Source organism: Sorangium sp. So ce448 (assembly GCF_051520915.1).
Lineage (GTDB): Bacteria > Myxococcota_A > Polyangia > Polyangiales > Polyangiaceae > Sorangium > Sorangium cellulosum_B.
This window is the reverse complement of sequence record NZ_CP150343.1, coordinates 3746113-3773106: the sequence shown is the minus strand read 5'-3', so window position 1 is coordinate 3773106 and position 26994 is coordinate 3746113. Positions and strand designations below refer to the sequence as shown.

The window sequence follows — 26994 nt, the reverse complement described above, 5'->3', positions numbered from 1 at the left end:
CGGCCCGCATGATCCCGGGGCTAGGCAAACAAAGCATCACGATCGGCAGCGCCCCCACCTGCGATGTGGTGCTCGTCGCTCCCGGCGTCCTGCCCGAGCACGCGCGCATCGTCAACCAGGGGGGTGGCAAGCTGCTCTTCTCCTGCGGGCAAGGGCCGGCGTCGGCGAACGGGCGGCCCATCTCGCCGGGAGAGCAGGTCCCGTTCGACTTCCGCACCCAGTTCGTGGTCGCGCAGACGCCGGTCCCGCTGAACCATCCGGCCATCACGCTGATGCTGGCGTCGCCGGGGAACCTCGCGCCCGCGCCCGGCCAGGTCGTGATCGGACGAGACCCCGGGCGCGCCTCCCTGGTGCTCCAGCACCCGAGCGTCTCGAGCCAGCACGCGACCGTGACGCTCGATCGCATGATGGTCATCGACCACAACTCGACGAGCGGCACGTACGTGGGCGCGCAGCGCATCGCCGCTGGCTCGCCGACGCCCATCGATCCGCAAGGCGCCATCGCCTTCGGGCCCGTCCCGGTCCAGATCAGCCTGCTCGTCCAGCTCGCGCAGGCCGCCCGGCAATCCGCGCTGCCGGCCGCCTCCGGCGCCCCGCCCGCGGCGAGCGTCCTGCCGCCGCAGCCTGCCGCTTCCGGTTACGCGCCGCCGCCGCAGCCCGGCGCCGGGGGTTACGCGCCGCAGCAGCAGCCCAGCGCCGGGGGTTACGCGCCACCAGGCGTCGCCGGCGGTTACGCGCCGCCGCAGCAGCCCGCGCACGCGGCGTCCTCGGTGCCCGCCGCCGGCGCGCCCGGGAGGAAGAACAAGACGGTCCTCGGCCAGCTCGACTTCTCCGGCGGCGGATCGAACGTCAAGAAGATCGGCCGCACGCCGGACAACGACATCGTGCTCGCCCACCCCCAGGTGTCGAGCCACCACGCGCTCCTGCACTCGATCAACGGGCAGCTCTACGTCGAGGATCGCGGCAGCGCGAACGGGACCTACGTCCGCGGCAACCGCATCGCGCCCGGCCAGAAGATCGCCGTGCAGAGCGGCGAGAAGATCTACATCGGGCCCATGCCCCTCCAGATCGAGATGGGGGGCGCGGGCGCCGTCGAGGTCGTCCAGGAGGAGTACTCCGCCGATCGGTGGGCAGGGCGCCCGCTCTACGAGATCGAGGCGTGGAGCCTCGCCCTCCAGGTGCCCGACCGGGACAACCCGAACGAGCAGAAGACCCTCCTCGACAACGTGTCGTTCAAGGCGCTGCCGGGCGACATGATCGCGCTCATGGGGCCGTCGGGCGCAGGCAAGACGACGCTCCTGCTCACGCTGAACGGCTACCTGCCGCCGACGAGCGGCGTCGTCCGCATCAACGGCGAGGACCTCTACAACATCTACGACACGCTCCGCGGATCCATCGGCTATGTGCCGCAGGACGATCTCGTCCACCCGGAGCTCACCGTCTTCGAGGCCGTCCGCTACAGCGCGAAGTTCCGCCTCCCGCCCGACTACACCGAGGCCGAGATCGACGCGCGCGTCGAGCAGACGATCAAGGATCTCGGCCTCGAGGGCGTCAAGAACCTCCAGATCGGCAAGCCCGAGAACAAGATCCTCTCGGGCGGGCAGCGCAAGCGCGTCAACATCGCGCTCGAGCTCGTGACCGATCCGGTCATCCTCTTCCTCGACGAGCCGACCTCGGGCCTCGCCGCCGACGACACGACCGCGCTGATCAGCCTGCTGCATGACCTCACGAAGGCCACCGGCAAGACGATCATCATGACGATCCACCAGCCGGCGAAGGACGAGTTCGAGAAGTTCAGCCACGCGCTCATCCTGGGCTACGGCGGCATCCCGATGTTCTTCGGGCCGACCCGGCCCGACGCGTACCGCTTCTTCGGCAGCTGGAAGGAGCGGCACGGACAGCAGAACGACGTCGACAACCCGCGTGACATGTTCGAGATGCTCGCGCTCCGCGAGCGGCCCATCTTCGATCAGCTCCGCGCGCGGGACCCGAACGCGTCGCGCGGCGACGCCAGGAAGCTCGCCGCCATCGAGTGGCGCAAGGAGTTCTTCAGCGACGGCAACCCGACGTACCGCCGGATGTACTCCGGCCGGCGCGAGATCGGCACCGGCCAGGGGCAGCGCGGCATCCCCGCCGGGCGCGCCACGACCAAGGGGCAGCTCGGCCTGCTCCTGTCGCGCTACTTCAAGGTGAAGAAGCGCGACATCGGCGGCACCCTGATCATGCTCCTCCAGGCCCCGATCATCGGCATCCTGCTCGCGATCGTCTTCGGCGGGCAGGAGAAGGCGATCCCGGCGTGGTGCCTCGGCGCGCTCCAGGAGCTCGGCCGCCGCGCCGGCGGCGCGGACAAGAGCACCGACGTCATCAAGGGCATGGAGGTCACCACCGACCACACCGCGGCGATCTTCTTCCTCGTCGTCGCCGCGGTCTGGTTCGGGACCTCGAACGCGGCGCGCGAGATCGTCAGCGAGCGGGCCATCTATCTCCGCGAGCGCATGGTCAACCTGGGGCTCGTCAACTACGTGCTCTCCAAGTACCTGCTGCTCGCCGGCTTCTGCCTCGTCCAGTGCACCGTCCTGCTCGCGATCGTGTTCTTCGCCCTCGGCTTCCACGGCGGAATGCAGGCGTTCGGCATGCAGCTCGCCGCGCTGACCGCCACCTCGCTCAGCGCCGTCGCGATGGGGCTCCTCCTCTCCACGGTGGTCGCCTCGTCCGAGGCGGCGATGGCGCTCACGCCGATCGCGCTCATCCCGCAGGTCGTCCTCGGCGGGCTCATGGTGCCGATGACGACCGTGCCGCACCTCCGGCCGCTCATGTACATCATCCCGGCGCGCTGGGGCTTCGAGGGGGCGATCGCGCCGGAGCGGCTCGCGACCGCGGAGGATCCAGCATGGGTCATCGATCTGCACCGCACCGACACGAGCGCCGCGGACTTCATCGAGGGCGGCAAGTTCAAGTGCGCCATCGCGCAGATGGCGGCGGACAACTACGCGGGCGCGTGGGGCTTCACCACGTACGATCAGACCTGGATGCCCTATGCGGTGCTCGCCGGAATGACCTTCATCATCCTCGTCACGCTCTGCGCGGTGCTGAAGCGGCGCGATCCGGTGTGACGTCGTGACCGCGCAGGAGCCCGTCGCTTCCATCCGCATCGTTGACCGGCGCCCGCGCGGCGATCGCAGGCCGGCCGCCGCGGCGCTCCTCTCGTCGCTGCTCGCCGCCCTCTCGCCCTCCCCGGCGCAGGCGCAGGCGCAGCAACAAGGCCAGGAGGGGCAGGCGCCCGAGGGCGGTGCGGCCGTGCCCCGAGGCCCGGGCGGCGCGATCGTCACGCCGCCTGCCTCCACGGCCGCGCCGGCGGGGAAGGCGACGCCGCCGCGGGCGCTCAACTACACGCCGCCGGAGTATCCGCCGGAGGCCGAGAAGCAGGGGCGCGAAGCGTCGGTGACCCTGCAGCTCGACATCGACCGCGACGGGCGCGTGAAGCACGCCGTCGTCGTCGAGAGCGCGGGGCACGGGTTCGACGAGTCGGCGCTGGCCGCGGCCCAGAAGCTCGAGTTCGAGCCCGCCCGCCGCGCCGACGGGACCCCCGCCCCGGCCCGCATCCTGTACCGCTACTCGTTCACCCTGAAGACCGCCTCGCCGCCGCCGGCCGCCGGCGAGCCCGCGAAGCCCGCCGAGAGCCTCCGCGGCACCGTGCTCGCCAGCGGGGGCGACGTCCCGCTCGCCGGCGCCACCGTCTCGGTCGCGCGCGTCGCCAGCGCGGGCGCGGGCGCGGGCTCGGCGACGACCGCCGCGCCGCCGGAGCTCACGACCGACGAGGGCGGCGCCTTCGCCTTCGCCGCGCTGCCGCCGGGGCGCTACCAGGTCACCATCGCGGCGCCCGGCTTCGAGCCGCTCTCCGTCGAGGAGGCGCTCGCCCCCGGGGAGCAGCTCGAGGTGAAGTACCGGCTCCTGCCGCAAGGCGACGGCCTCGAGGTCACGGTCCGCGGCAAGCGGCCGCCGCGCGAGGTCACGAAGCGCACGATCGAGCAGCGCGAGATCAACCGGATCCCCGGCACGAACGGCGACGCCCTGCGCTCGCTGCAGAACCTGCCGGGCGTCGCCCGCCCGCCCAGCATCGCGGGGCTGCTCATCGTCCGCGGATCCGGCCCGCAGGACACGCAGACCTTCGTCGACGGCACGCAGGTGCCGCTCATCTACCACTTCGGCGGCCTCTCCTCGGTCGTGCCGACCGAGATGCTGGATCGGATCGACTTCTACCCCGGCAACTTCAGCGCCAAGTACGGCCGGGTGCAGGGCGGCATCGTCGACGTCGCGCTCCGCTCGCCCAAGGAGGACGGCAAGCTCCACGGCCTGGCGCAGATGGACCTCATCGACGCGCGCGTCCTGCTCGAGGGCCCCGTGCCGTTCCTCGAGAACACCCGCTTCATGGTGGCAGGACGGCGGAGCTACATCGGCGAGTCGTTCGGCCCCGTGCTCGAGGCCGCGGGCGCAGGCGTCACGCAGGCGCCGGTCTATTACGACTACCAGGTCCTCCTCGAGACCGAGCCCACGCCCTCCGCGCGGCTCCGCCTCACGTTCTTCGGCTCCGACGACGCCCTCGAGCTGCTGCTCAGCGACCCGGCGCCCAACGAGCCGGCCCTCTCCGGCAACGTCGGGCTGCACACGGCGTTTCAGCGGCTCCAGCTCCGCTACGATCACGAGCTCACCGACAAGGACCGGCTCGACGGCGTGCTCGCGATCGCGCGCGACGACGCCGATTTCGGGATCGGGCCGATCTACTTCCAGCTCGATCTCAAGACGATCTCCGGCCGCCTCGAGTACGCGCGGCGTATCTCGAAGGGCACGGTGTTCAACGCGGGGCTCGACGTCTTCGCCGGCCTCTACGCCGTGAACCTCCGCGCTCCCGGGCCGAACCGCCCCGGCGAGCCGCCGAACCAGCCGTTCTCGACGCGCACCCTCCAGGAGGTCTCGCGCGACGGCGAGTTCTTCTACCCCGCGGCGTACGCCGAGCTCGAGCTCGCACCGACCCCTCGGGCGAAGATCGTCCCGGGCCTGCGCGTCGACTACCAGGACCTGAACCAGCAGGTCACCGTGAGCCCGCGCGTGAACGGGCGCTTCGACGTCGTCCCCGGGTTCCCGCGGACCACGGTGAAGGGCGGCCTCGGGGTGTTCCATCAGCCGCCGCAGTTCCAGGAGGTGATCCCGCCGCTCGGCAACCCCGGCCTGAAGTCGACCCGCGCGCTGCACTACGCGGCCGGCGTCGAGCAGGAGCTGACCCGGCACATCGAGGCGTCGGCGGAGGGGTTCTACAAGCAGCTCGACGAGCTCGTCGTCGGCGTGAACCGACCCGGGTCGATCCAGCTCGACTACCAGAACGTCGGATCGGGCAGGGTCATCGGCGGTGAGTTCCTGCTCAAGTACAAGCCCGACGATCGCTTCTTCGGCTGGGCCGCGTACACGCTGTCCCGCAGCACGCGGGTGCCGGAGCCCGGCGAGCCGGAGCGGCTCGTCCCGTTCGATCAGACCCACATCCTGACGGTGCTCGGCAGCTACCGCCTGGGCGACGGCTGGGAGTTCGGCGCCCGGTTCCGCCTCGTCTCCGGCAACCTGGTCACGCCCAACGTGTGCAACGTCAACGAGCAGAGCTGCGACCCGTACCGCACCAACGCGCTCTTCTACGCGCCCACCGGGACGTATACGCCCATCCCGTTCTCCGGCCCGAACAGCGAGCGGCTCCCGGCGTTCCACCAGCTCGACCTGCGCCTGGACAAGACGTGGAAGTTCAAGACCTGGCGGCTCTCGGCCTACCTCGACGTGCAGAACGTCTACAACAACGCGAACAGCGAGGCGATTCAGTACAACTACAACTTCACAGCCCGACAGTACGTCACGGGGCTGCCCATCCTGCCGAGCTTCGGGATGCGAGGAGAGTTCTGAGATGCGCGGGGCGCAGGTGATGAACGGCGCGCCGAAGCGCGAGCGTCCCGAGCGCCGCGGGTGCCGGTGGCGGCGCGCGGTGCTGGGGACGCTCGCGCTCGCGGCGATCGCGTCGCCGGCGATCGCATCGGGGTGCGTCGCGGGCTTCGATCCGCCGAGCCTCGTGAGCGGGCTCCGCGTCCTCGCGGTGGTCGCCGACAAGCCGTACGCCAACCCCGGCGACCAGGTCACCTTCCGGATCCACTACCAGGACGGGCTGGGCGGCCCCGAGGACGGGTCGCGCCCTGTCTCGGTCTACTGGTTCGGCGGGTGCGAGAACCCCGTCGGGGACGACTACTACGGCTGCTACGCGCAGCTCGAAGGCATCGCCTCCGAGATGGAGGCGTGGGTGGAGCGAGGCGACCCGACGGTCCCGCTGCCCGACCTCAACGGCGTGCGCCCCGGCTTCGGGGACACGTACACGATCACGATCAGCGACGACATCCTCACCGGCCGCAATCCGCCCACCACCGGGGGTCCGGCCTTCGGGAGCGCGTTCGTCTTCTTCGTCGCCTGCACCGGGGAGCTCGGCCTCGTGGAGGACCAGGGCACCGGCCGCGCCGGGACGTTCCCCGCCGCCTGCTTCAGCGGCGGGCGCCGGCTCGGCCCGGACAGCTTCGTGCCCGGCTACACGCAGATCTACGCCTTCGAGGGGGGTCGCGAGAACGCGAACCCGGAGGTGCAGGGGCTCACGCTCGACGGCGAGCCCCTGCCAGAGGACTTCGCCGACATCCCCACCGTCCAGCGCTGCCGCGTGAGCGCGGAGGCGCGGCGCGAAGCCGGCTGCAGCGCGGAGGATCCGTTCGTCGAGTGCGATGCCTACGAGCTCGAGGCGATCGTCGACCCCGACACGGTGGCGGAGGACGATCCCAGCGCGCAGCAGCAGGCGCTGAAGGAGATCGTCTGGGTCGACTACTTCGCCGATCTGGGCGATCTCGACGGGAGCATCAAGCTCGTGAGCGACGCGAACGACGGGTACATCGGCGATCACGCCGTGAGATGGATCCCGCCCGCCGAGCCGGGCGTCGCCACGCTCACCGCGGTCCTGCGCGACGCGCGCGGCGGCTCGTCCGTGGTGCAGCGCCTCGTCCGCGTCGAGTGACGGCGGCCCCGCGGCCCCCCGCGGCGATCAGCCGCAGCCCGCTTCGATCTGCGAGAGCTGGTCGATGAGCTGCGCGGGGTCACGGGCGGCGCACAGCGCATCGGCGGCCCCGAGCCTGGCGAGCCTGGCCGCCTGGGCGAGCAGCTCGAGGTGCGCGCGGCCCCCCTCGGCACAGACGAGGACAACGAACAACCGGAGCGGCGCCCCGCCCGGCGTCGGCACCGCGAGCGGCTCGGCCAGCGTCGCGAGCACGGCCGCCAGGCTCGCGCCGGGGACGATCGCGTGCGGGACCGCGACGCCGTTGCCGAGCGCCGTGGACGACTCGCGCTCGCGCCGCAGGATCTCCTGCGCGAGCGCGCTCGCCGCGAGCACGCTGCCGGGGGGCGCGAGCCGGGACGCCGCGACGTCGATGACGTCCTCGATGTCCGCGCACGAGAGGTGCAGCACGACGCGCTCGGGCGTGAGCAGCTCGCAGAGCCGCCGCGGGGGCCGCCCCCCGAAGGCCGCGCTCGCCGGGAACTCGGCGTCGATGAACGCCTTGATGCGCGCGAGTTGCGGGCCGCTGAGGTTGCGCCGCGCGAGCTCCACGCAGAGCGCCTTCGCGGACGGGACGCGGTCGAGGTAGCGGGAGACGAGCGGCTCGACCTGGTGGCCTAGCTCGAGGAGCACCGCCGGCGGGAGCTCGAGCGCGCCCGCGATCGCCGTGAGCCGGTCGGGCGTGGGGATGGCGTCGTGCCCGTGCTCGACGCGGCTCAGGTAGGCGCTGGAGACGCCGATGCGGTGCGCGAGCGCGCGCAGGCTCAGGCCCGCCTCGACGCGGAGGAGCCGCAGCGCGGCCCCGAACTCGGCGACCGCGCGGGCGCGCGCGGCGCCGTCAGCGTCGGACATCGCTGGCATGGGCTTCAGGAGCGATCGGGCTCGACCGCGAGGGCGGTCGGGAGGACTTTCGGGACGGGCGCCGTGGCTGGGGCGGACACGGCGGCGGGCTCGTAGTGGCGCACGACGAGCAGCGAGGTCGGGCACCCCTGGATGATGTGCTCGGCGCGGATGCCGAACCGGCGCTGCGCGAGGCCCCACTCGGGCCCGACGCCGACGAGGACGAGATCGTAGCCGCGCTTCGCCTCCTCGAGGGCCGCGTCCGCGGGAGAGTCGTGCTCCACCACCTTGAGAAGCACCTTGGACTTCTGCAGCGCGCCGCCCTCCTCGCCCTCGAACACCTCGTCGACCGTCTGCTGCGCGCCGAGCGCGTCGTCGGACCTGCGCTTCGGCTTGACCACGTGGAGGATGGTGACGTCGGCGCCGACCTGCTGCGCGAGCCGGCGGGCGAGCGAGAGCGCCGCCTTGTCGTGCAACGTGCCATGGAAGGGCACGAGCAGCTTGCGGACCGCGGCGAGCCCGCGATCGATGAGCACGCCGACGTCGGTGTGGGCGCCGCGCATGACCTCGTAGACGGTGCCGCCGAGCACGGTCTGGCTGAGGAGCGGCTTGTGCCATCCGACCAGCACGAGGTCGGCCTGCTTCACGTCGGCGACGTTGCAGATGTCGTGGCTCGGCTTGGGCGAGACGAAGGAGAGCGGCCGGACCTCGGCGCCCAGCTCCTTGGCCCGCGACAGGAGCGGCGCGAGCGCGGCCGCCCCCTGCCGCTCGGGCCCCTGATCGAGGTAGAACGAGCCGCGATCGGTCGGCGGGATGAGGCGCAGGGCGTAGAGGCGCCTCGCCTCGGGGCCCGTGCCGGCGAGGGCGCTCGCGAGCGTCACCATGCCGGGGCCGGAGCGCTCGTAGGAGACGCACATGAGCACGGTGAACACGTCCGCCGCGGCGGGGAGCGGCGTGCGCTCCGGCACGTCGGCGAGCTCCTTGACGAGCTCCTCCGGCGGGTAGATCCAGCGCAGGAGCGGCGTGGTCATGAAGGTGGTGACCAGCGCCATGAGCACCATCATCGTGAACAGCTTGGGCGAGATGATGCCCAGATCGAGCCCGAGGTTCAGGACGATGAGCTCCATCAAGCCGCGGGTGTTCATGAGGATGCCGAGCGCGCTGGCCTCCCGCCAGCTCTGGCCGGTGAAGCGGGCGGCCACGGCGCTGCCGCCGAACTTGCCGACGCAGGCGATCACGATGATGAGGCCGCACATCATCCAGCCGTCGGCCGAGTTGAGCAGCCCGATGTGCGTGCGCAGGCCGCTGTAGGCGAAGAACAGCGGGAGCAGGAAGACCACCGCGAAGTCCTCGAGCTTCTCGGCGAGGCTCTGCGCGAAGCCGGTGCCCTTCGGCATGATCGCGCCGAGCATGAAGGCCCCGAACAGCGGGTGGATGCCGATCATCTCGGTCATCCAGCTCGAGACGATGAGCAGGAGGAGCGTGACGGCGACGAGGTCCTGCGAGAGCCCTTCCTTGCTGGAGCCACGCTCGCCGAGCCGGGCGAGGAAGGGGCGGACCACGAACAGCATGCCGGCGATGTAGGCGACGGCGAAGACGGTGGTCCAGACAGCGCCCACGAGCCCCGTGGCGCGCGCGATCGAGACGACGAACGCGAGGATGCACCAAGCGGTCACGTCGTCGACGGCGGCGCACGTGATGGTGAGGGCGCCGACCTTCGTGCCCAGCAGGCGCCGCTCGGTGAGGATGCGCGCGAGCACCGGGAACGCCGTGATGCTCATGGCCACGCCCATGAACAGCGTGAACGACGAGAACGGGACGGAGCTGTCGGAGAGCCGCGGGTACAGGTAGAGCGCGAGGAGCCCACCCAGCGCGAACGGCACGACGATGCTCGTGTGGCTGATGATGACCGAAGCGTGGCCGCGACCGCGCAAGAGCTTCGGGTCGAGCTCCAGCCCGATGAGGAACATGAAGACGATGAGGCCGACCTCGCTCACCAGCTTGAGGAGCGGCAGCGAATCGTTTGCGAACAGGACCGCCGACGTCTCGGGGAAGAGCCAGCCGAACAGCGACGGGCCGAGCAGGATGCCCGCCGTGACCTCGGCGATGACCATCGGCTGCTCCATCCGGCGGGCCACCAGGCCCACGAGCCGCGCGCAGGCGATGATCAAGAACGCCTGGATGAGGAAGCGGCTCAGCGAGTTGTGGATCAGAGTCTCCATGGGGAGCGCTCCCTCCTGGTGGTAAGTGTTAAGTTATCGCTTATCAGCGGGCTGTCTCGGCTGTCAAGAAAAGGGATGCGCAGCGTCAAGCGGCCTGAACAGGACGTCGGAGGCGCGCAGACAGCGCGTCAGGCAGGCCGAGCGGGCGAGCAGGTGCACCGCGCGAGCGGGCGAGCGAGCCTAGACGGACCAGCTCGTCGCCGGGTGCCTCTCGCGGGCGGTTGTTGAGCGAAGGAGGAGCGCGCCCTGGCGGAGGCGGCGGCGGCTACCAATCGGTCGGCATGTAGTCTTTGAAGAACTGGCCGTACGCGTGCTGGCCGCTGAGCAGTCCGGAGAAGATAGGATCGCAGATGCGGGCGGCGCCGTCGACGATATCGAGCGGCGGATGAAAGCCGTGCTCCTCGAGCTTGCGGGCGGCGAGCGCCGCGGGGTCCTCGTCGGTGACCCACCCGGTATCGACGCTGTTCATGAAGATGCCGTCCTTCACATAATCGGGCGCGGACGTGCGCGTCATCATGTTGAGCGCGGCTTTGGCCATGTTGGTGTGAGGGTGCCTGTCCGTCTTGTAACGGCGGTAGAACTGCCCCTCCATCGCCGAGACGTTGACGATGTGCCTGTCGAACGTGGGCCCTCGCATCATGAGCGGCTTCAGCCGGGAGTTCAGCACGAAGGGGGCGACCGCGTTGACGAGCTGCACCTCGAGCATCTCGACGGTCGGGACCTCGGCGAGGGTGAGCCGCCAGCTGTTCAGCGTCCGGAGATCGACCTGCTGGAGATCGGCGTCGTAGCGCCCCTGGGGGAAGAGCAGCTCGTCGAGGCGCTCATCGCCCGGAGCCGGGATCTGGGAGAGCAAGGCGGGCTCGCGCAGGCCCGCGGTGGGGTCGGCGCCGGCAACGAGGGGGAGCGTGCCGCACGCGCGGAGCGCGTCGTACTCGCGGAGCGGGGGCTGAGCGCCCTGCGGGAGGGAGCGGACGGGCGCGGTCTCGCCCTCGATGAGGTGGCCGTAGAAGCCCGGCGGTCGCCGCACGGTCTGACACGCGTTGTTGATGATGAAATCGAGCCGGTCGAGCGTGTGGAGGAGGTGGCGCGTGAAGAGCTCGACGCTCGGCGTGTGTCGGAGGTCGAGGCCGTAGATCGCGACCCGTGATCCCCAGGCGTCGAAGTCGCGCTCCGCCGAGAAGCGGCGAGCCGCGTCGTGCGGGAAGCGGGTCGTGACGATGACCCGCGCGCCGGCGCGGAGGAGCATGATCGCCGCCTGATAACCGATCTTGACGCGCGCGCCCGTGACGAGCGCGACGCGGCCGTCGAGCGGCGCGGTCTGGCTGCGTTTGCGGTAGTTGAAGTCGCCGCACGCGGCGCACATCGCGTCGTAGAAGAAGTGGACTTTGCGGAACTCGGCCTTGCAGACGTAACACTTGCGCGGCCGCGCGAGCTCCGGCGCGCCCGGCTCGACCGGCGGCCCGGGCTCCTCGGTGGCCTCGGGCGGCGCCACGGGCTCCTCGGCGGGGTCGGCCCACGACAGCGGGGGCGCGGCCGGGGCGAGCGCGTCCGGCGTGCGGAACACCGGCTCTCGACGGGCGACGCGGATGCCGACCGCATCGAGCAGGGCGGCGTCGGCGGACTTCTGCGCGTGCCGGTCGCGCTTGCGGAACGCCCTGGCGAGCTCTCGCTGCTCGGCGCGCTCGGGGCGCGAGACGCGGCCGGCGGCCAGGAGAAGGCGGCGGCGGTCCTCGGAGCTGATGGCGGCGAGCTGCGCGCGATCGATGGCCAAGGCCTCCAGCACCTTGAGGCAAGCGTCGAGATCGGCGGCAGTGAACGGCCGGCCTGCGCCGGCGGCTTCGCGGTCGGGACTCATCGAAGCGTGCGTGCATAGCACGCGGGAGACCGCGCGCGAACCGCAGCGGCGCTTCGGGCCCTGCCGGCATCACGAACCACGCACCACGCACCACGCCTGGCCCAGCCCAGCCGCGCTCCACCCCCTGGCCGCGCCGCGCGCGCCGTGCCCAGAGCCCCGTGGACGAGTCGCGCGAGCCGCGTCCTGTTCGCCTGCTGAGGATTGTACACTACGTCCGCACATCCCCCTGAGCGCTCGGAAACTCCAGCAGAGGACCTTATGCTCGAGTCGCCACACAGTCTGTTCGCGACGGAATTCATGCCCCATGGCCATTGCTACTTCTGGCAGCCGGGCATGGTCTGGCTGCAGGTCATCACCAACCTGGCGATCGGCTTCGCCTATCTCTCGATCTCCCTGACCCTCGCGCATCTGGTCCGGCGCATCCGGGACATCCCCTTCCAGTGGGTGTACCTCGCGTTCGGCACCTTCATCGTTGCCTGTGGGTTCACGCACTTCATGGATGTGTGGGTCATCTGGCAGCCGTTGTACTGGCTGGATGGGGCCCTCCGGGCCATCACGGCGATCACCTCCGTCGGCACCGCGATCCTGCTCTTTCCGCTGCTCCCCAGGGTGGTCGCGATGGCGGGCGCGGCGCGCACCACACGCGAGGACGAGCTCCGCAAGGAAGAGCTGAACCGCCAGCTCTCGGCGCTCTACGAGAACACACGGGAGGCGCTCGCGGAGGCCATTCCCCAGCTCGTATGGACCGCGACGCCGGACGGGGAGTTCGACTATGTCAACCGGCGCTTCGCGGAGTACGTCGGCGAGCGTCTGCCCAGCGGCGCGGCCTGGACGGCCGCCATCCACCCCGAGGACGCGGATCGGGTCGTGGCGCGCTGGAAGGAGAGCTTCGCCAGCGGAGACGCCTACGAGATCGAGTACCGGATCCGGCGCAGCGACGGGGTCTACCGCTGGTTCCTCGTGCGCGGGTTGCCCCTGCACGATACGACAAGGCGGATCGTGAAGTGGTTCGGCACCTGCACCGACATCCAGGAGCAGAAGATCGCGGCCGAGGAGCGCGAGGTGATGCTCCAGCAGGCGCGAGAGGCCGTGAGGGCGAGAGAGATCTTCCTCGCCGTCGCGGCCCATGAGCTCAAGACACCGATCACGCCGCTGCGCGCCGAGGTGGAGAGCGTGCTTCGCGCGGCGCGCGCCGCGCGCGCAGACCGCCTCACGCCCGAGCGCCTGGTCATCAAGCTATCGGTCGTGGAGCGGCAGATCGATCGCCTGGAGCGGCTCGTCTCCGACCTGCTCGACGTCTCGCGCATCGCCGCTGGACGGATCGAGCTTCAGATACAGGAGGTCGACCTCGCGGAGGTCGTGTGCGAGGTGGTCGAGCAGCACAAATACGACCTCGCCAGGAACTCGATGTCGCTCCAGCTCGCCGCCGACGCCACGGGCGGCTGGGATCGCAGGCGCCTCGACCAGGTGGTGAACAACCTCCTCACCAATGCGCTCAAGTACGGCCGTGGACGTCCGATCACGATCACCGTGTGGTCAAGCGATGTCCGCGCGTGGCTCACGATCACGGACCAGGGCATCGGCATCGCGCCCGAGCACCAGGCCATCATCTTCAACCAGTTCGAGCGCGCGGTCTCGGAGCGGCACTACGGCGGGCTCGGGCTCGGGCTGTGGATCGTGCGGCAGGTCGTCGGGGCCATGGGTGGGACGGTGTCCGTCGCGAGTGAACCTGACGTCGGCTCGACCTTCACTGTCGAGTTGCCTCGACAACGTGGGAACCTCGATGACACCGAGACCAAATCTCCTTAAGCTGACACGATGAAGCACATCCTGTTGGTGGAGGACAACGAGGATATTCAGATCTCGCTCCGCGACGCGCTGGAGGAAGACGGTGCTTACAGCGTCATGACGGCTGGAAACGGAGCGGAGGCGCTCGCGCTGCTCGAGCGCGGCGAGCGGCCGAGTATGATGCTCATCGACCTGTTGATGCCCGTCATGGACGGTGTGGAGTTGATCGACCGGATGCGGCGCGACGCGCGGTTCGCGGGCATCCCGGTCGTCGTCCTGTCGGCCGCGTCGATCACGTCCCCGCCGCCCGGAACACCGTTGCTCAGGAAGCCGATCCGCTACGAGGCCCTCCTTGGAGCGGTCCAGAAGGCGTGCGGGTGCTGAGAGCGGTGCGCTCGCGCACAGAGGACGTTACTTGCCGGCGGGCGCGTAGGGGCAGGGAGCGCCGCCTTCTCCGGTCTCGGCGAGGGCGCCCGTCGAAGGATCGATGGTGAGCGTGGTCGGGAACGGGTGAGCGCCAGGCCCCTGCGACCCTTCGGAGACCGAGAGCAGGAGCGTCCTGTCGGCGCGCTTGAACGCCCCCTTGCGATGGACGATGCCCGACCAGACGCACGCCACGTTCGGCGGGCAGGGAGAGACGCGATCCTCGGCGACGAAGCTGCCGTCTTTCGCGAGGGAGAGCCGGCGCTCGTACTTGCGCGGACCGCACGCGGCGGAGCTCCACGTGCCGAACAGCGCTTCCTCGCCGGGCGCGGTCCGCGCTGTCGTGGCCGGCGCCTGGGTCGTCGCGGTGACCGTGGCCGAAGCTTGCGGCGCGGGCGTGCCCGGCGCCGCGGTGGACAGCGGCTCCGGGGGCTCCACGGGGGATGACGGCTCGGGCGCCGGCTCGCGCGGACCGTTGACGGTGCACGCAGCGAGCGGCGCCAGCAGCGCGGCGAGGGGCAGGATGAATGTTCGCATCACACCCGCTCATCCCATGGAGGCTCAACACGCGCAACGCGTGCGCCGCCCGAGGCCACGGCGATGCGCCCGCCCCGCGAGCGACGGCACGGCGGGGAGCGCTGCGCGGAAGGCCGCGATCGATGTGCGCTACCCCAGCAGCGCGAGCAGATCCTCCCGCGTCAGCGAGGCCGCCCTGTCCGCCTCGCCCAGCGCGGCGCCCGCGATCGCGCGCTTCCGCTCCTGCAGCGCGAGGATCCCCTCCTCCACCGTGTCCTTGGCGACGAGCCGGTGGACCATCACCGGCCGGTGCTGTCCGATGCGGTGGGCCCGATCGGCCGCCTGATCTTCGACCGCCGGGTTCCACCAGGGATCGAGCAGGAAGACGTGATCCGCCGCGGTCAGGTTCAGGCCGGTGCCGCCCGCCTTGAGCGAGATGAGCATCACCGGCGGGCCGCCCGGCGACTGGAACTCGTTGACCACCCCGGCGCGGTCGCGTGTCCCGCCGTCGAGGCGGCTCCACGGGATCCCCGCCGCGTTGAGGTGCGGCTCGACGAGGTCGAGCAGCGAGGTCCACTGCGAGAACACGAGCGCCTTGTGGCCGTCCGCGACGCACTCCTCGAGCGCCTCGATCAGCCGCGTCACCTTGGAGGAGGGCGCGCTCCGCGCCGCCGGCGCCGCGCCGCCGGCGCTCGATCCCGGGATCAGCGCCGGATGGCAGGCCGCCTGGCGCAGGCGGAGCAGCGCCTCCAGCGCCGCCATGACGCTCGCTCCCTCCGCGAGCTTCTCCACCACGTCCTTGCGGGTGGCCGCGCGCACCGCATCGTAGAGCTCGCGCTCTGCCTCCTCGAGCTCGCAGTAGAGCACCATCTCCGACCGCGGCGGCAGCTCCGGCGCGACCTCGCCCTTCAGCCGCCGCAGCACGAAGGGGCGGATCTTCTGCCGCAGCTCGGCCGCGGCGCCCTGCACGCCCTCGGCGATCGGCCGGCCGTAGCGCTCCTGGAAGGCGCTCCGCCCGCCGAGCAGGCCGCGGTTCGTGAAGTGGAGCAGGCTCCAGAGCTCCTCGAGCCGGTTCTCGACCGGCGTGCCGCTCAGCGCCACGCGCAGCTCGGCGCGGAGCGCGAACGCCGCGCGCGCCGCCTGGCTGTCGGGGTTCTTGATCGCCTGCGCCTCGTCGAGCACCACCGCCTCCCAGGCCTGCGCCGCGAGCAGCTCGGCGTCGTTGCGGAGCACGGCGTAGGTCGTCAGCGTGACGTCGGCCGCGGGATCGAGCGCGCGCCGCGTGCCGTGGTAGATCGCGAACCGGAGGCCCGGGCGGAAGCGCCGGATCTCGTCGGCCCAGTTGTGGACGACGCTGCGCGGGCACACGACGAGCGTCCGCCCGCGCAGCGAGCAGAGCGTCTGCAGCGTCTTGCCGAGCCCCATGTCGTCGGCGAGCACCGCGCCGAGGCCGGCGTCTCGCAGGAACGACAGCCAGTCGACGCCGCGTCGCTGGTAGGGGCGCAGCGTCGCGGTCAGGTCGGAGGGCAGCGGCGCCTCCGGGAGCGACGCGAAGCCGTCGAGCAGCGGCATGAGCCTGTCGAAGCCCGACGGGCGCGGGTACTCGATCTCGTCGCACAGCGCGGCCAGCGCCGGGAGCGCCGCGGGCGGCACCTCCTTGTCTTCGCGCCGCGCCGCGAGCAGATCGGCGACGCGCGCGCCGTACCTGTCGAGCCACGCCGAGGGCAGCGGCGCCCACCCGCCGCCGAGGAGCGGCACGAGCGGCAGGCCGTCCTGCCACGCGCGGATCACGGCCGTCGCGTCCGCGCGCTTCGGGGGCGCGCCGGCGCCGTCGCCTTCGTCGCCCGCGCCGTCGTCGCGCCCCGCCGAGAGCTCGAACTCGACGTCGAAGGCCCGGTCCTGGATGACGAAGCGCGGGACGAGCGCGGCCTTGCCGAAGATCTCGCCGCGCGCGTCGGCGAAGGCGCGGGTGTCCCACGACTCGAGGCGCGAGGCGAAGCGGATCGCCTCGACGCCGTCGAAGTCGACCCGGCGGCCCGGGATGAGGTGGAGCTCGTCGCGCAGCCGGATCAGCAACATGCGCTCCGCGGGCTCGTCGCGGACGGGCACGGCGCCGGACAGGTGCACGAGCCGGCCGTTCTCGATGCGCGCCTCCGGCGGGTCGCCGTAGACGAGGCTGGGCACGACGGAGAGCGTGTGATCCTTCTGGCTGAGCTCCAGGAGGATCCGCGGCCTGGACGCGCCGCCCGCGCGGGGCAGGCGCTGGCTCTGGATCGTGACCGGGACGCGCTTGGTCAGCTCCGGCAGGACGTCGGTCACCAGCTTGCCCAGGTCCCCGCGCGGGAACACCCGCCGGAGCGGCAGCCGCTCGAGCTTCGGCCCCGTGAGGTCCATCTCCCGGAGCAGGTGCAGCGTGCCGCCGCACCGCACGACGCCCGACGCGATCACCTCGTCGACGCGCGGGTCCCGCTCCACGACGAGCGCCGCGCCATCGTCGTGATCGCGCACCGCCGCGCGAGGGCCGATCGCCTCGCTGGAGACGCGCACGGGCGCGCCGTCGAGCTCCACGTCCGCGACGCCCGCCAGCGCCGCGAAGAGCTCGGGCTGGCGATCCGAGGGGAAGTAGCCGTGCTGCTTCATGCCGACGAGGCGGTCGATCGCCAGGTCCTCGTGCGTCGGGTAGAGCTCGGGCAGCCTCGGCCCCGGCCGCTCCGGGCTCGCTGGAGCCCGCACGGCGCGGCCAGCGAGGCTGGCGAGCGAGACCCGGAGCGGCTCCTCGGCGCCGCTCGCGTGCACGATCATCCGCTCGAGCGCGAGCACGAGCCCCTTGCGCCGGAGCCGGTACCGCAGCCGCGCCGGCGGCGCAGCCGCGGCGGTCGCGCCGCCTTGCGCGGCCGGCTGGCCCTGCGCCGCTGGCTGGCCCTGCGCCGCTGGCTGGCCCTGCGCAGCCGGCTGGCCCTGCGCCGCTGGCTGGCCCTGCGCAGCCGGCTGGCCTTGCGCGACCGGTTGCGAGAGTGACAGCGTCGCCGCGACAGCGTGCGCGCAGGGGTCGATTTTTCCACCGCAGTCGCACGTCCACTCGGCGTCCGCTGGGTAGAGGGTGACGGTTGGTGCAACGGGCTGCCCGGCCGCCTTGATGCGGACCACGATGGCATCGCCGCGATCCTCCCGTCCGAAGGCAGCGCCCTCACGGGCGAGCTTGACGCCCTGGGACCAGAGGCCCGGAAGACAGGCTTTCCTGATGGCTTCGAGAAGACCCTGCACTGAGACTCCAGACACCGACGGCTGGCCGCGGTAGCTCGCGCGCTCTCCCGGGACCAGCGCCACTTCTTGGGATGTTCACAGAAAGACGAAGATGACGGAAAGAGGTTCAGGCGTCTTCTTCCTCTTCTTCGGCTGCCTCGTCTTCCAGTTTCCGGGAGCTTGCCCGGCATGAGCGGGGCGCTGCTGTAGCAGGTATCCGCGCGGCATCACGCGGCGAGCTTCACCGGCGCGTCAGGTGCTCGCGGTAGCGCGTCGTGAGCTCCATCCAGCGCAACGTGAGGATCGGCTCGCGCTCGAGCCGATCCTGCCAGCTGCGATCGACGGCTTTCCACAGGTCGCGGTCGGCGATGCCGTGGCGCAGGAGCGCCTGGTCGAACGACGAGGCCGCTCCGATCGACGACTCGGCGCAGAGGACCGCGTACTGCTGAAGGCTGAGCGAGGGCAGCGCGCTCCGCGCGCCCGGAACGTCGCTCCGCGAGGCGGGCGCAGGGGCCGCGACGCTCGGCGTCGCCACCGCGGACGCGGCCGGCACGGCGCCGCTCGCGTCGAGCTCGCCGGGAGATCGCCGGAGGGTGACCCCCGGCCCCGCGTTGCCGCCATCGAGCTCCAGCGGCTCGGCCTCCGGCGGGAGCTTGATCGAGGGCAGCGGCAGGGCCCGCGGCACCTCGACGGTCTCGTCGGCCTCGCCCTCCGAGGGGGAGCGTTTTCCGCTCGACATGGGGACGATCACCGACTGCGGCGGCGAGGCCGCGCGCCGCGGCGGCGCGGAGGAGGCGCTCCCCCGGCCGCCTCGCCGTGAGCCGGCGCGCTCGCCGTCGGGCGCCGCGAACGACAGCACCGGACCGGCGTCGGTGATCTCCATCTGCAGGATGATCTCACCCGTCCTTCCGCGGACGACGAGCCGATCGCCCGCCGACGTCACCTCCATCTCGTAGCGCCGCCCGGAGGAGAGCGAGACGGTCGCCGAGGGGACCGGCGCGCCGCTCGCTGCCCCCCGCGAGCCCATCTCTTCTTCCTGAGGACGGAGCCCGGCCTGATGCAGCCCGCGCTCGCTATCGGGTGGATCCGCACTCATCAGGATCGGAGCCTAACGCAGCAAGCGCACGCCCCGCGAGCGCTTTCGACGCTTGCTTCAAGCGTCTGAGCCCGGTCCCAGTGCGCCGCCTGGGACACGCGGCTCGCCTTCCTGCGATCGGGCGCGGGCGCATCCGAGCTGAACCGACCCCCTCCGACGCGGTGCGCCTGGTCGCCTTGGCTCGCGCCTGAGCGCCGCGACCTGCGCTCGGTCGCGCAGGGTCGCGCAGGAGCGCGCTCGGTCACCCAGGGGTTGGGTCGAGGGTGCACTCCGACACAGAGCGCTTACGTGGCCCGGCGTGTCTTCATTTCACGAGGTGCGTCGCTGCGCTCAAGCCCGGGCTGCGCTGACAAAAATCGCCGCCGTTGGCGTTCTCTTGGAATTTGCCGGCGCTGAGCGCAATGCGTCCAGCGAGGTCATTCCTGGTGTATTCCGGTCCATCTTCGCTTGGAACGGTCGCCTCTGTAGTAAAGCCGGCTGCGAGCTCTTCCCGACAGGAGGTCTATGAAGACTACCGTTCTCGCGCTTGCGCTGCTGTTCACCGTGTGCCTTCCAGGCTGCTTCTACACCAAAGTAACTTACGAGACATGCGACACCGAGTGTGAGGACGTGCCCAACCAGGAGGCATGTCTAGCGGAATGCGGGACGTGCGTGGATCAATGTGAAAGCGAGCCCTACGGACCCGAACGCTGGGATTGCATCGCGGAATGTCGGACATGCGCGAAAGTGTGTAGAAACCAGCCCGACCGCGACGCGTGCATCTCGGCATGCGACGACACGTGCAGCGGCGACCAGTGTGTCCAGCCGGCTCCGGAGGGCTTCTATGGCCCGGCGCTGCTCTGGGTCGGCAGGACGGTGGACGAGCCGAACTGCCCCGGCAGCGCCCCGATCGGTGTGTACAGGGGGTACGAGACCCCTGACTTCCCCTTCGCGTGCAGCCCATGTCGGTGCGGCGAGCCAGCCTGCGCCTTGCCCGACGATCTCCGGACGGCCGCCTCGCTGAAGTGCGGTGGCCCGGCGGTCTCGGTGCATGAGCCCCGGGACATGCTGAACGGCACCTGCGTGGTGCCCAGCGACGCCCAGGTGAACGATCAACAATCGATCGTCCTCGGCGCGACCCGGGTGACGCCTTGCGAAGCCAGCATCGAGCCCCCCCCGGTGCCACAGTTCACCTTGCGGTGGTCTCGTTCCGGCGTGGCGTGCGGAGGCGTCCCGCGGGAACCCACGTGCGCCTCTCCGTCGGAGACGTGCGTGTCGCCCGATCAGGGGCGCGGCTTCGCTCAGTGCATCATGTACCTCGGCGAGGGCGAGGTGACCTGCCCGGAAGATTACCCGGAGGACGTCGTCCTCTACGACGGCATGAGGGACGAACGCCACTGCACGCCGTGTGAGTGCGGTCCTCCGACAGACAGCGAGTGTTCCCTGGCGCTCCTTTCCTTCCGGGACGGCGCGTGCGGCGAGCTGATCACCGCCGGCACCGCTTCGAGCCATGCCCCGGGCTGCGTCGCTGCAATCCCCGGGAAAACGCCCAAGAGCATGAAGGCTATCTGGCAGGTCAACCAGCCTGGAAGCTGCGAGCCGAGCGGCGGAGAGCTGCGAGGCGAAATCGTCCTCACCGGTCCGAGCACGTTTTGCTGCCAGACACGTCCAGGCGAGAACGGGTGACGGTCACGCACCGCAAAGGGCGGCGCAGCGCCGCCCGAGCCACACGATTCGGGCTTCTCCTGAACCACGGTCGGGCTTGACCAGAACCTGCGATGTCAGGCAAAGGCGCCAAGTAGATGGATCCGTGGGCATGACGGAAAAATCTCTCGATAGGGAGAAATTGACGAGCCAAAACACAATGCGACCCGCGCGCTCGAGAGCGCACACAAAAGCCTTTACGTGCGCTCCAAAGTCAGTATCTACAGGATCACGACGTGGGAGCGGCGACGTCGAGCCGGCCTCCGTCACGCGGCAGAGGTGCACTGTCCTACGGGCGCCGGAGACGTTGAAGAGGGGGGCCACATGGCGGGGTGTTGCGGCCGGACGGGAGACAGCGGCGTGCATCGGGTCGAGGTGTCCACTCCGCTCCGTACCGCACCGATCCCGCCCTAGCCGGGACGCCGATGCGACGCGCCGGTTGTGCCGCCGTGCTCGTTGTCTTGATGGCGACGACCCCGGTGCACGCGGATACGCCTCGGTCTGAATCGGGACGGGAGACTCAGGAGGACGACCACATGTTCCGCGGCGAGATCTCCGCGTCACCGCTGCTCGCGGTGGGCCTCCTGCCCGCGCTCAGCGGAGGGGCCTCTTTCGCCACGGCGTTCCGCTGGCCCAGCCTGTCGATCGGCGTCGAGGCGCGGATGTTCACCTCCCTGGCGGACACCTTCGCGGACGGCGTCCTGGTCCATGCGAGCCTTGCGATGCCGACGCTCGACATCTGCGGTCATCGAGGGGTCCTGTCGGTGTGCGCCGTCTTCGACGCCGGCGAGCTGCGGATCACGAGCGACCCCGGCGTCAGCATTCAAGCGCGCCAGCCCTGGGTCAGCTCGGTCGGCCTGCGGGTCGCGGGCGACTGGCGCTTCTCCGAGCAGCTGTTCCTGCGCGGGTTCGCCGAGCTGCACACGAACCACAGCCGTCCGTCCCTCTGGGTGAACAACAGAGAGGTATGGCGGGTCCCTCCGCTCTCCGGCGTGGTCGGCGTGGGGCTCGTGCTCCCCGTGGATGCCTTCTGAGCGAGTCACCCAGGCCGCCCCCTGGACGGGAATGCGGCCGATGACACCTGGCCTGAACAAGCGGTCACCACACCGCCATGAGCACCATGTCAGCAGCATCAGCAAGAGACACCGGGGCTGGCGCGGCAACGCACGACCGACCCGGCTCCGCGCGTCGGCGATTCCTGGCCGGACTTCGGGCAGGCGGAACCAGCGTCAGAGCGCCGTGGTGGCTCGTCGCTGCGGCCGCGGCCCTGCTGTGGCCCTGGCGCGCCGGCGCCGCGCCGCCCCGCGCCGCAGTGCAGCTCGAGTACCGGCGCGCGCCAGGGGCCGAGCGCTGCCCGGGCGAGGCGCTCCTGCGCGAGGAGATGGCCAGGCAGCTCGGCTATGACCCGGTGGAGCCCGAGGCGGCCGCGCAGGCCAAAGCCCTTGTCTTCCGCGGTCCAGGGAGGGAGATACACGCGACCATGGATCTCTACGACGCGGATGGATCGATCGCATGGTCTCGGCACCTGGTCGTCTATCACGACGACTGCAAAGAGCTTGTCATGAACATGGCGCTCTCGCTCCGGGTCGCGCTCGACCCGAGCCTCCACGTGCCGCCCGCCGCGCCCCCGCCGCCGCCCTCCCCTGCCCCGCCCCCGCCCGACGCCGCTGCCGCCGCGCCCGCGCGGCGGGCGTGGCCCGACGTCAGGGTCGGCCTTGCGGGGTCCGCGGTGTTCGGAACCCTGCAGGGGACGACCGCCGGGACGGCGCTCCATGTCTCGCTCCGCTATCCATCCTTCACCCTCGGCCTGGAAGGCCACGTTCAATGGCCGGTCACGATTCAGCTCGACGAGGCGACGAGCATCTCGACCTGGCTGGCGGCGGCCAACGTGATGCCGTGTTCGCAGCGCCGTCACCTCTTCGCTTGTGCCGTCGCGTCGGTCGGGGTCGTGACCACTTCCAGCACCGACGCCAGGCTCATCGACACCTCGTCGCTCTGGCTCGCCACAGGGCCGCGCGCGGGCATCGAGATGCCGATCTCCGATCGGCTCGCCATCCAGTTCTATGGTGACATCGTGCTCCGCCTCTCGGAGTTCCGCGTCGAGAGCCAGGAAGGTGTGCTCTGGACCCCGCCCGCCTACGGCGGGCTCGTGGGCCTCCGCCTGGACGTCAATCTCGATCCGCGGAGCGAGGCGCCCGCGCGTCGCGCTGCCCTCCCTCGGGGTGCCGAGGCAGCGCATTGACAAGCTTCGCGACGACGCCGTCGCCACGCTCGAGGGGGGAACAGAGATGGGGTCACCGTCACGCAAGAGCACATCCGCAGAGCCTTCCCACGCCCGCATGGCGGAGATCGCCGACGAGCACTTCTCGTTCATCGCCCGCTACCTCGCCCGCCTCGGGGTTCGCGCGCAGGACATCGAGGACGTCGCTCAGGAGGTCCTCGCCGGCGCCTACCGTGCGCTGCCGCGGTTCGACCCGAGCCGGGGCACCGTGCGGTCGTGGCTCATGGGCATCGCGACCCACCAGGCGTCGAACCATTTCCGACGGGCTCACCGCCGCCACGAGCGCCTCCGGCCGTTCGACGATCTCGCGGCGCTGCCTGACGTCACCCCCGACTCCGAGCAGCACGCCATCGCGAGGGACCGGCGCTGCGTGCTCGACAAGCTGCTCCAGGAGATGCCCATGGAGCGCCGCTGCGTGTTCGTCGCCCATGAGCTCGAGGAGATCGACATGGCCGAGATCGCCCAGCAGCTGTCGATCCCCCTGAGCACCGCGTGGAGCCGGCACCGGCTCGCCTGGGTCGACATCGAGGCGGCGATGCGTCGTTGGCAGGCGCGGCAGCGCGGCCGCGGCCTCGCGCTCATCCCCTTCAGCGCCGGCGCGCTCGTCCAGGAGGCGCGCACGGGAGGCGAGGGCGCGCCGACGTTGCTCACGAGGCTGTACCGCAGCGTCCGCGGGGTGTTCTCTCCGTGGCCATGGAAGCTCCCGATCGAGGGCAGCGCGCCGACGCGGACAGGCTCGCTCCATATCGCAGCGAGCATCGCAGTCCCGCTGGCGAGCGCCGCCGCCGTCATCGCGCTCACCCTCGGCGCGCTGCGCGCCGCCTCCACGCCGGCCGCCGCCGGAACGCGCGCCGCGACCGGGCTCGCCATGGCGGTCATCCGGACGCCGCCGCCCCCGCCCGCGCCGCCGCCGCCATCCCCGGCCGCGCTATCGCTGCCTTCCCCGGCCGCGCTATCGCTGCCTTCCCCGGCCGCGCTATCGCTGCCTTCCCCGGCCGCGCCGCTGCCGCCGCCCGGCGCAGCAGTAGCGTCGGACGCTCCGCAGGGCGGCCGGATCGCGGGCGCCGGGAACTCGCGAGCGACCAGCGCGGCGCTGCCCGCGCAGAAGGCCGCGCCCCGTCCGTCGGGCCGAGCGACCTTGCCCTCCGCGGGACCGTCTGGGGCGTCGAACGATCAGGAGATCGCCGCGGAGCGCACCCTCATCGACGGCGCGATCACGGCGCTGTCGCGCGGTCGTTATGCGGAGGCGAAGCGCCGCCTGATCGAGCACCGGATGAGGTTCCCAGCTGGCCGCCTCACCGCCGAGAGGAACGCGGCGCTGCGCGCGCTCCGCGCGAGGACGGCTGCAGCCGGGCCCCGCCCGCTTCTATAGAGCACTGCTCGGATGGCAAGGCTTTGAACCGCCGAGGACACCGAGAGAGCGTGGAGCTCTGGCCCCTCTCGACCTCTCGTCCGCCTCTTCTCTCCGAGCCGCCGCAGCACGCGCAACCGAGAGCTCGTCGAGAGCGATTCCCCCGTTCAGTTCCCAACGACTTCAGTGCTGCTCCCCTGCACAGGATACCTTCACCAGCGCAGCCGCCGCAGAGCCCTGCTCTCCCGTCCTCGGCGCCTGGGGGCGAGATGCAGGGGATCGCGCGCGCACAGAAGATCATTTTTCAGAGCCGATGGCTTTTTTTTGAGATGGGAGATCAGCTCCTCCTAATTAAGCGAGCATGGGACAACCGCATCGCACTCTCGCACCGTCGATGCCGCTGGATAGACAGCGGGCCTTCGTCCGGCTCTTTCGGGGGAAGACCTACGACTCCGTATGGAATTGGCTTAGGCGGCTCGGGGTCCCACGCCGTGATCGGCGAGACATCCTCCAGGATGTGTTCCTCGCCGGATACCAGAGCTTCCCGTCGTACGACCCGCTCCGCGCGCGACCGGAGCGGTGGCTCAACAGGATCACGGTCCACGTGGCCGCCCACTACCGCGACCGCGCGCACCACCGGCGCGAAGAGCTGTCCTCCGGCCACGCCCCGCGCCGCGTCGCCGACGAGCGCCCGAACGCCGAGGAGCAGATCGACGCAGAGCAGACGCGCTCCCTCATCCTCTCGCGGCTCAGATCGCTGCAGGCCGAGGAGCAGCAGATCCTCATCGCGCACGACATCGAAGGCGTGCCGATGGCGACGGTCGCCGAACAACACGGGATCCCGCTGTCGACGGCGTACAAGTGGCGCACGCGCGCGCTCGCGTCCCTGCGCGCGCTGCTCGAGGAGCCCCGCGCGGAGCGCAGGCAGCGCCGACCGCCGCGACCGACCGCGAGCGACGTCACCGAGGCGGCGCGCTCGGCGAGCGCCGCACGCTCGGTGAACCCCCCACGCCGGACGGCGCTTGCGGAGCGACCCGTCCGCTCGCCCACAGCGGGCACGAAGCGGCCGGCGGCGCACTGCCGCGCGCAGCCGAAGGGCACCCCGTTCCTGCGGCGACCGGGCGGGGAGCGGGCGCACTCGCCAGCGCGCTTATGACCGGCGGAGGCCGCCAGCGCGTTCGGGCCAGCGCTCGCGCGAACGCCAGCGTCCCCCCGGATCCGACGGCCCCCCGTGACCCGATAGCCCGCCCGCGCCTGCGAGACAAATCTTCAGGCCGATCGCAAGCCGTACGGGAGGGAGTACGGGGCGCCGTACAGCGACCAGAAAGCGCCTCCGGCCCACGCGCGGGTAGTCGGGGCGTATGTCGTCGCGCTATGCTGGAGCCTCAACGATGTACTACTCGACCGACGACCTTCGTATTGCAGGGCTCAGGCCCTTGATCCCCCCCGCGATCCTTATCGAAGAGATCCCCGTCAGCCCCGCGGCCTCCGAGACCGTGGCCTTCACGCGCAAGGCCGCCGAGCGCGTGATCTCGGGCGACGACGACCGGATCATCGTGGTGGTGGGCCCCTGCTCCATCCACGACCCCAAGGCCGCCCTGGAGTACGCCGCGCAGCTCCGGGAGGCGCGCGACCGGCTGAGCGACGATCTGCTCGTGGTCATGCGCGTGTACTTCGAGAAGCCGCGCACCACGGTCGGCTGGAAGGGGCTGATCAACGATCCCGACCTCGACGGGAGCTTCTCGATCAACAAGGGGCTCCGCGTCGCCCGCGGGCTGCTCCGCGACATCGCCGAGCTCGGGCTGGCGAGCGCGACCGAGTTCCTGGACACGATCTCGCCGCAGTTCATCGCGGATTTCATCTCCTGGGGCGCGATCGGCGCGCGCACGACCGAGAGCCAGATCCACCGCGAGCTCGCCTCCGGGCTCTCGTGCCCCGTGGGCTTCAAGAACAGCACCGAGGGCGACGTCCAGATCGCGGTCGACGCCGTGCGGGCCGCGCGCGAGGCGCACCATTTCCTCTCCGTGACGAAGCAGGGGATCTCGGCGATCGTGGCGACGCGCGGCAACGCGTCGTGTCACGTGATCCTGCGCGGCTCGCAGCGCGGGCCCAACTACGCGGCCGAGCACGTCCGCGAGGCGGCCGACCGCCTGACCAAGGCAGGCCTGCCGCGCCGGCTGATGGTCGACTGCAGCCACGGCAACAGCCAGAAGGATCCGTCGCGCCAGAGGATCGTGGCCGAGAGCCTGGCCGACCAGCTGCGCTCGGGCTCGCGGGACATCCTCGGCGTGATGATCGAGAGCCACCTCGTGGGAGGCCGGCAGGATCTCGCGCCGGGCAAGCTCCCCACCTACGGCCAGAGCATCACCGACGCCTGCCTCGGCTGGAACGACACCGTTCCGGTGCTCGAGCTGCTCGCGCAGGCGGTGCGGGACCGGCGAGCCAGCAAGGCGGCGTGAGCCCTCCGCGCAGCGCCTGCGGCCGTGCGTGACGGCGGCCGTGCGTGACGGCGGCCGTGCGTGACGGCGCCGCGCCTGGCGACGCGCCGACCGCCGCGCCTGGCGGATCCCTTCAGAAAA

At 71.1% G+C, this 26994-nt stretch carries 17 protein-coding genes; 11 read left to right on the top strand and 6 right to left on the bottom strand.

Annotation, left to right across the window (positions count from 1 at the left end; all coding sequences use genetic code 11):
• Positions 1 to 8: 8 nt before the first annotated feature.
• The 3 genes from WMF45_RS14510 to WMF45_RS14500 are packed head-to-tail and all read left to right on the top strand — an operon-like array spanning position 9 to position 7081.
• Complete coding sequence (locus tag WMF45_RS14510; RefSeq protein WP_437717485.1) at positions 9 to 3113, top strand: FHA domain-containing protein; 3105 nt, start codon at positions 9 to 11, stop codon at positions 3111 to 3113.
• A gap of 4 nt (positions 3114 to 3117) precedes the next feature.
• Entirely contained in the window at positions 3118 to 5940 is a 2823-nt protein-coding gene (locus WMF45_RS14505) for a TonB-dependent receptor domain-containing protein (protein WP_437717484.1), read from the top strand.
• A gap of 1 nt (position 5941) precedes the next feature.
• Positions 5942 to 7081: a hypothetical protein gene (locus WMF45_RS14500; RefSeq protein ID WP_437717483.1), complete on the top strand. Its 1140-nt coding sequence runs from the start codon at positions 5942 to 5944 to the stop codon at positions 7079 to 7081.
• Between the two features lie 27 nt (positions 7082 to 7108).
• Here WMF45_RS14500 and WMF45_RS14495 read toward each other — a convergent pair whose 3' ends face one another.
• The 3 genes from WMF45_RS14495 to WMF45_RS14485 all read right to left on the bottom strand — a co-directional run bounded on the left by WMF45_RS14495 (position 7109) and on the right by WMF45_RS14485 (position 12034).
• Positions 7109 to 7978 (bottom strand): PTS sugar transporter subunit IIA, encoded by an 870-nt coding sequence (locus tag WMF45_RS14495; RefSeq protein ID WP_437717482.1) that lies wholly within the window; start codon positions 7976 to 7978, stop codon positions 7109 to 7111.
• Positions 7979 to 7983: 5 nt separating this feature from the next.
• Positions 7984 to 10179: a cation:proton antiporter domain-containing protein gene (locus WMF45_RS14490; protein ID WP_437717481.1), complete on the bottom strand. Its 2196-nt coding sequence runs from the start codon at positions 10177 to 10179 to the stop codon at positions 7984 to 7986.
• 265 nt (positions 10180 to 10444) lie between these two features.
• Entirely contained in the window at positions 10445 to 12034 is a 1590-nt protein-coding gene (locus WMF45_RS14485; RefSeq protein ID WP_437717480.1) for an SDR family NAD(P)-dependent oxidoreductase, read from the bottom strand.
• A gap of 297 nt (positions 12035 to 12331) precedes the next feature.
• Here WMF45_RS14485 and WMF45_RS14480 point away from each other — a divergent pair, with 297 nt between their 5' ends.
• Positions 12332 to 13843, top strand: coding sequence for a PAS domain-containing sensor histidine kinase (locus WMF45_RS14480; protein WP_437717479.1), 1512 nt, complete (start codon positions 12332 to 12334; stop codon positions 13841 to 13843).
• A 9-nt stretch (positions 13844 to 13852) separates the two neighbouring features.
• On the top strand, positions 13853 to 14206 hold the full coding sequence (locus tag WMF45_RS14475) for a response regulator (protein WP_437717478.1): 354 nt from the start codon (positions 13853 to 13855) through the stop codon (positions 14204 to 14206).
• A gap of 27 nt (positions 14207 to 14233) precedes the next feature.
• Here WMF45_RS14475 and WMF45_RS14470 read toward each other — a convergent pair whose 3' ends face one another.
• From WMF45_RS14470 to WMF45_RS14460, 3 genes are all read right to left on the bottom strand, one after another.
• Entirely contained in the window at positions 14234 to 14782 is a 549-nt protein-coding gene (locus WMF45_RS14470; RefSeq protein ID WP_437717477.1) for a hypothetical protein, read from the bottom strand.
• A 129-nt stretch (positions 14783 to 14911) separates the two neighbouring features.
• Positions 14912 to 18025 carry an SNF2-related protein gene (locus tag WMF45_RS14465; protein ID WP_437717476.1) on the bottom strand — a complete coding sequence of 1038 codons (3114 nt, stop codon included), beginning with the start codon at positions 18023 to 18025 and terminating at the stop codon, positions 14912 to 14914.
• A 220-nt stretch (positions 18026 to 18245) separates the two neighbouring features.
• Positions 18246 to 19031: a hypothetical protein gene (locus WMF45_RS14460; RefSeq protein ID WP_437717475.1), complete on the bottom strand. Its 786-nt coding sequence runs from the start codon at positions 19029 to 19031 to the stop codon at positions 18246 to 18248.
• Positions 19032 to 19826: 795 nt separating this feature from the next.
• On the opposite strand from WMF45_RS14460, the gene WMF45_RS14455 reads away from it, so the two are divergent.
• The 6 genes from WMF45_RS14455 to WMF45_RS14430 all read left to right on the top strand — a co-directional run bounded on the left by WMF45_RS14455 (position 19827) and on the right by WMF45_RS14430 (position 26874).
• A complete protein-coding gene (locus tag WMF45_RS14455; RefSeq protein WP_437717474.1) occupies positions 19827 to 20765 on the top strand; it encodes a hypothetical protein in 939 nt (312 codons plus the stop codon).
• Between the two features lie 554 nt (positions 20766 to 21319).
• Positions 21320 to 21817, top strand: coding sequence for a hypothetical protein (locus tag WMF45_RS14450; RefSeq protein ID WP_437717473.1), 498 nt, complete (start codon positions 21320 to 21322; stop codon positions 21815 to 21817).
• A 278-nt stretch (positions 21818 to 22095) separates the two neighbouring features.
• Complete coding sequence (locus WMF45_RS14445; RefSeq protein ID WP_437717472.1) at positions 22096 to 23025, top strand: hypothetical protein; 930 nt, start codon at positions 22096 to 22098, stop codon at positions 23023 to 23025.
• A 97-nt stretch (positions 23026 to 23122) separates the two neighbouring features.
• Entirely contained in the window at positions 23123 to 24436 is a 1314-nt protein-coding gene (locus WMF45_RS14440) for an RNA polymerase sigma factor (RefSeq protein ID WP_437717471.1), read from the top strand.
• Positions 24437 to 24776: 340 nt separating this feature from the next.
• On the top strand, positions 24777 to 25571 hold the full coding sequence (locus WMF45_RS14435) for an RNA polymerase sigma factor (RefSeq protein ID WP_437717470.1): 795 nt from the start codon (positions 24777 to 24779) through the stop codon (positions 25569 to 25571).
• 235 nt (positions 25572 to 25806) lie between these two features.
• The gene (locus WMF45_RS14430) at positions 25807 to 26874 is read left to right on the top strand and encodes a 3-deoxy-7-phosphoheptulonate synthase (RefSeq protein WP_437717469.1); all 1068 of its coding nucleotides are present in this window, start codon (positions 25807 to 25809) and stop codon (positions 26872 to 26874) included.
• Positions 26875 to 26994: the final 120 nt, after the last annotated feature.

Excerpts from the sequence above, each read along its gene's own strand:
- WMF45_RS14510 (WP_437717485.1), top strand. The coding sequence starts at position 9 with ATGATCCCGGGGCTAGGCAAACAAAGCATCACGATCGGCAGCGCCCCC.
- WMF45_RS14500 (WP_437717483.1), top strand. The coding sequence starts at position 5,942 with ATGCGCGGGGCGCAGGTGATGAACGGCGCGCCGAAGCGCGAGCGTCCC.
- WMF45_RS14495 (WP_437717482.1), bottom strand. The coding sequence starts at position 7,978 with ATGCCAGCGATGTCCGACGCTGACGGCGCCGCGCGCGCCCGCGCGGTC.
- WMF45_RS14490 (WP_437717481.1), bottom strand. The coding sequence starts at position 10,179 with ATGGAGACTCTGATCCACAACTCGCTGAGCCGCTTCCTCATCCAGGCG.
- WMF45_RS14485 (WP_437717480.1), bottom strand. The coding sequence starts at position 12,034 with ATGAGTCCCGACCGCGAAGCCGCCGGCGCAGGCCGGCCGTTCACTGCC.
- WMF45_RS14480 (WP_437717479.1), top strand. The coding sequence starts at position 12,332 with ATGCCCCATGGCCATTGCTACTTCTGGCAGCCGGGCATGGTCTGGCTG.
- WMF45_RS14475 (WP_437717478.1), top strand. The coding sequence starts at position 13,853 with ATGAAGCACATCCTGTTGGTGGAGGACAACGAGGATATTCAGATCTCG.
- WMF45_RS14470 (WP_437717477.1), bottom strand. The coding sequence starts at position 14,782 with ATGCGAACATTCATCCTGCCCCTCGCCGCGCTGCTGGCGCCGCTCGCT.
- WMF45_RS14460 (WP_437717475.1), bottom strand. The coding sequence starts at position 19,031 with ATGGGCTCGCGGGGGGCAGCGAGCGGCGCGCCGGTCCCCTCGGCGACC.
- WMF45_RS14450 (WP_437717473.1), top strand. The coding sequence starts at position 21,320 with ATGTTCCGCGGCGAGATCTCCGCGTCACCGCTGCTCGCGGTGGGCCTC.
- WMF45_RS14440 (WP_437717471.1), top strand. The coding sequence starts at position 23,123 with ATGGCGGAGATCGCCGACGAGCACTTCTCGTTCATCGCCCGCTACCTC.
- WMF45_RS14435 (WP_437717470.1), top strand. The coding sequence starts at position 24,777 with ATGGGACAACCGCATCGCACTCTCGCACCGTCGATGCCGCTGGATAGA.
- WMF45_RS14430 (WP_437717469.1), top strand. The coding sequence starts at position 25,807 with ATGTACTACTCGACCGACGACCTTCGTATTGCAGGGCTCAGGCCCTTG.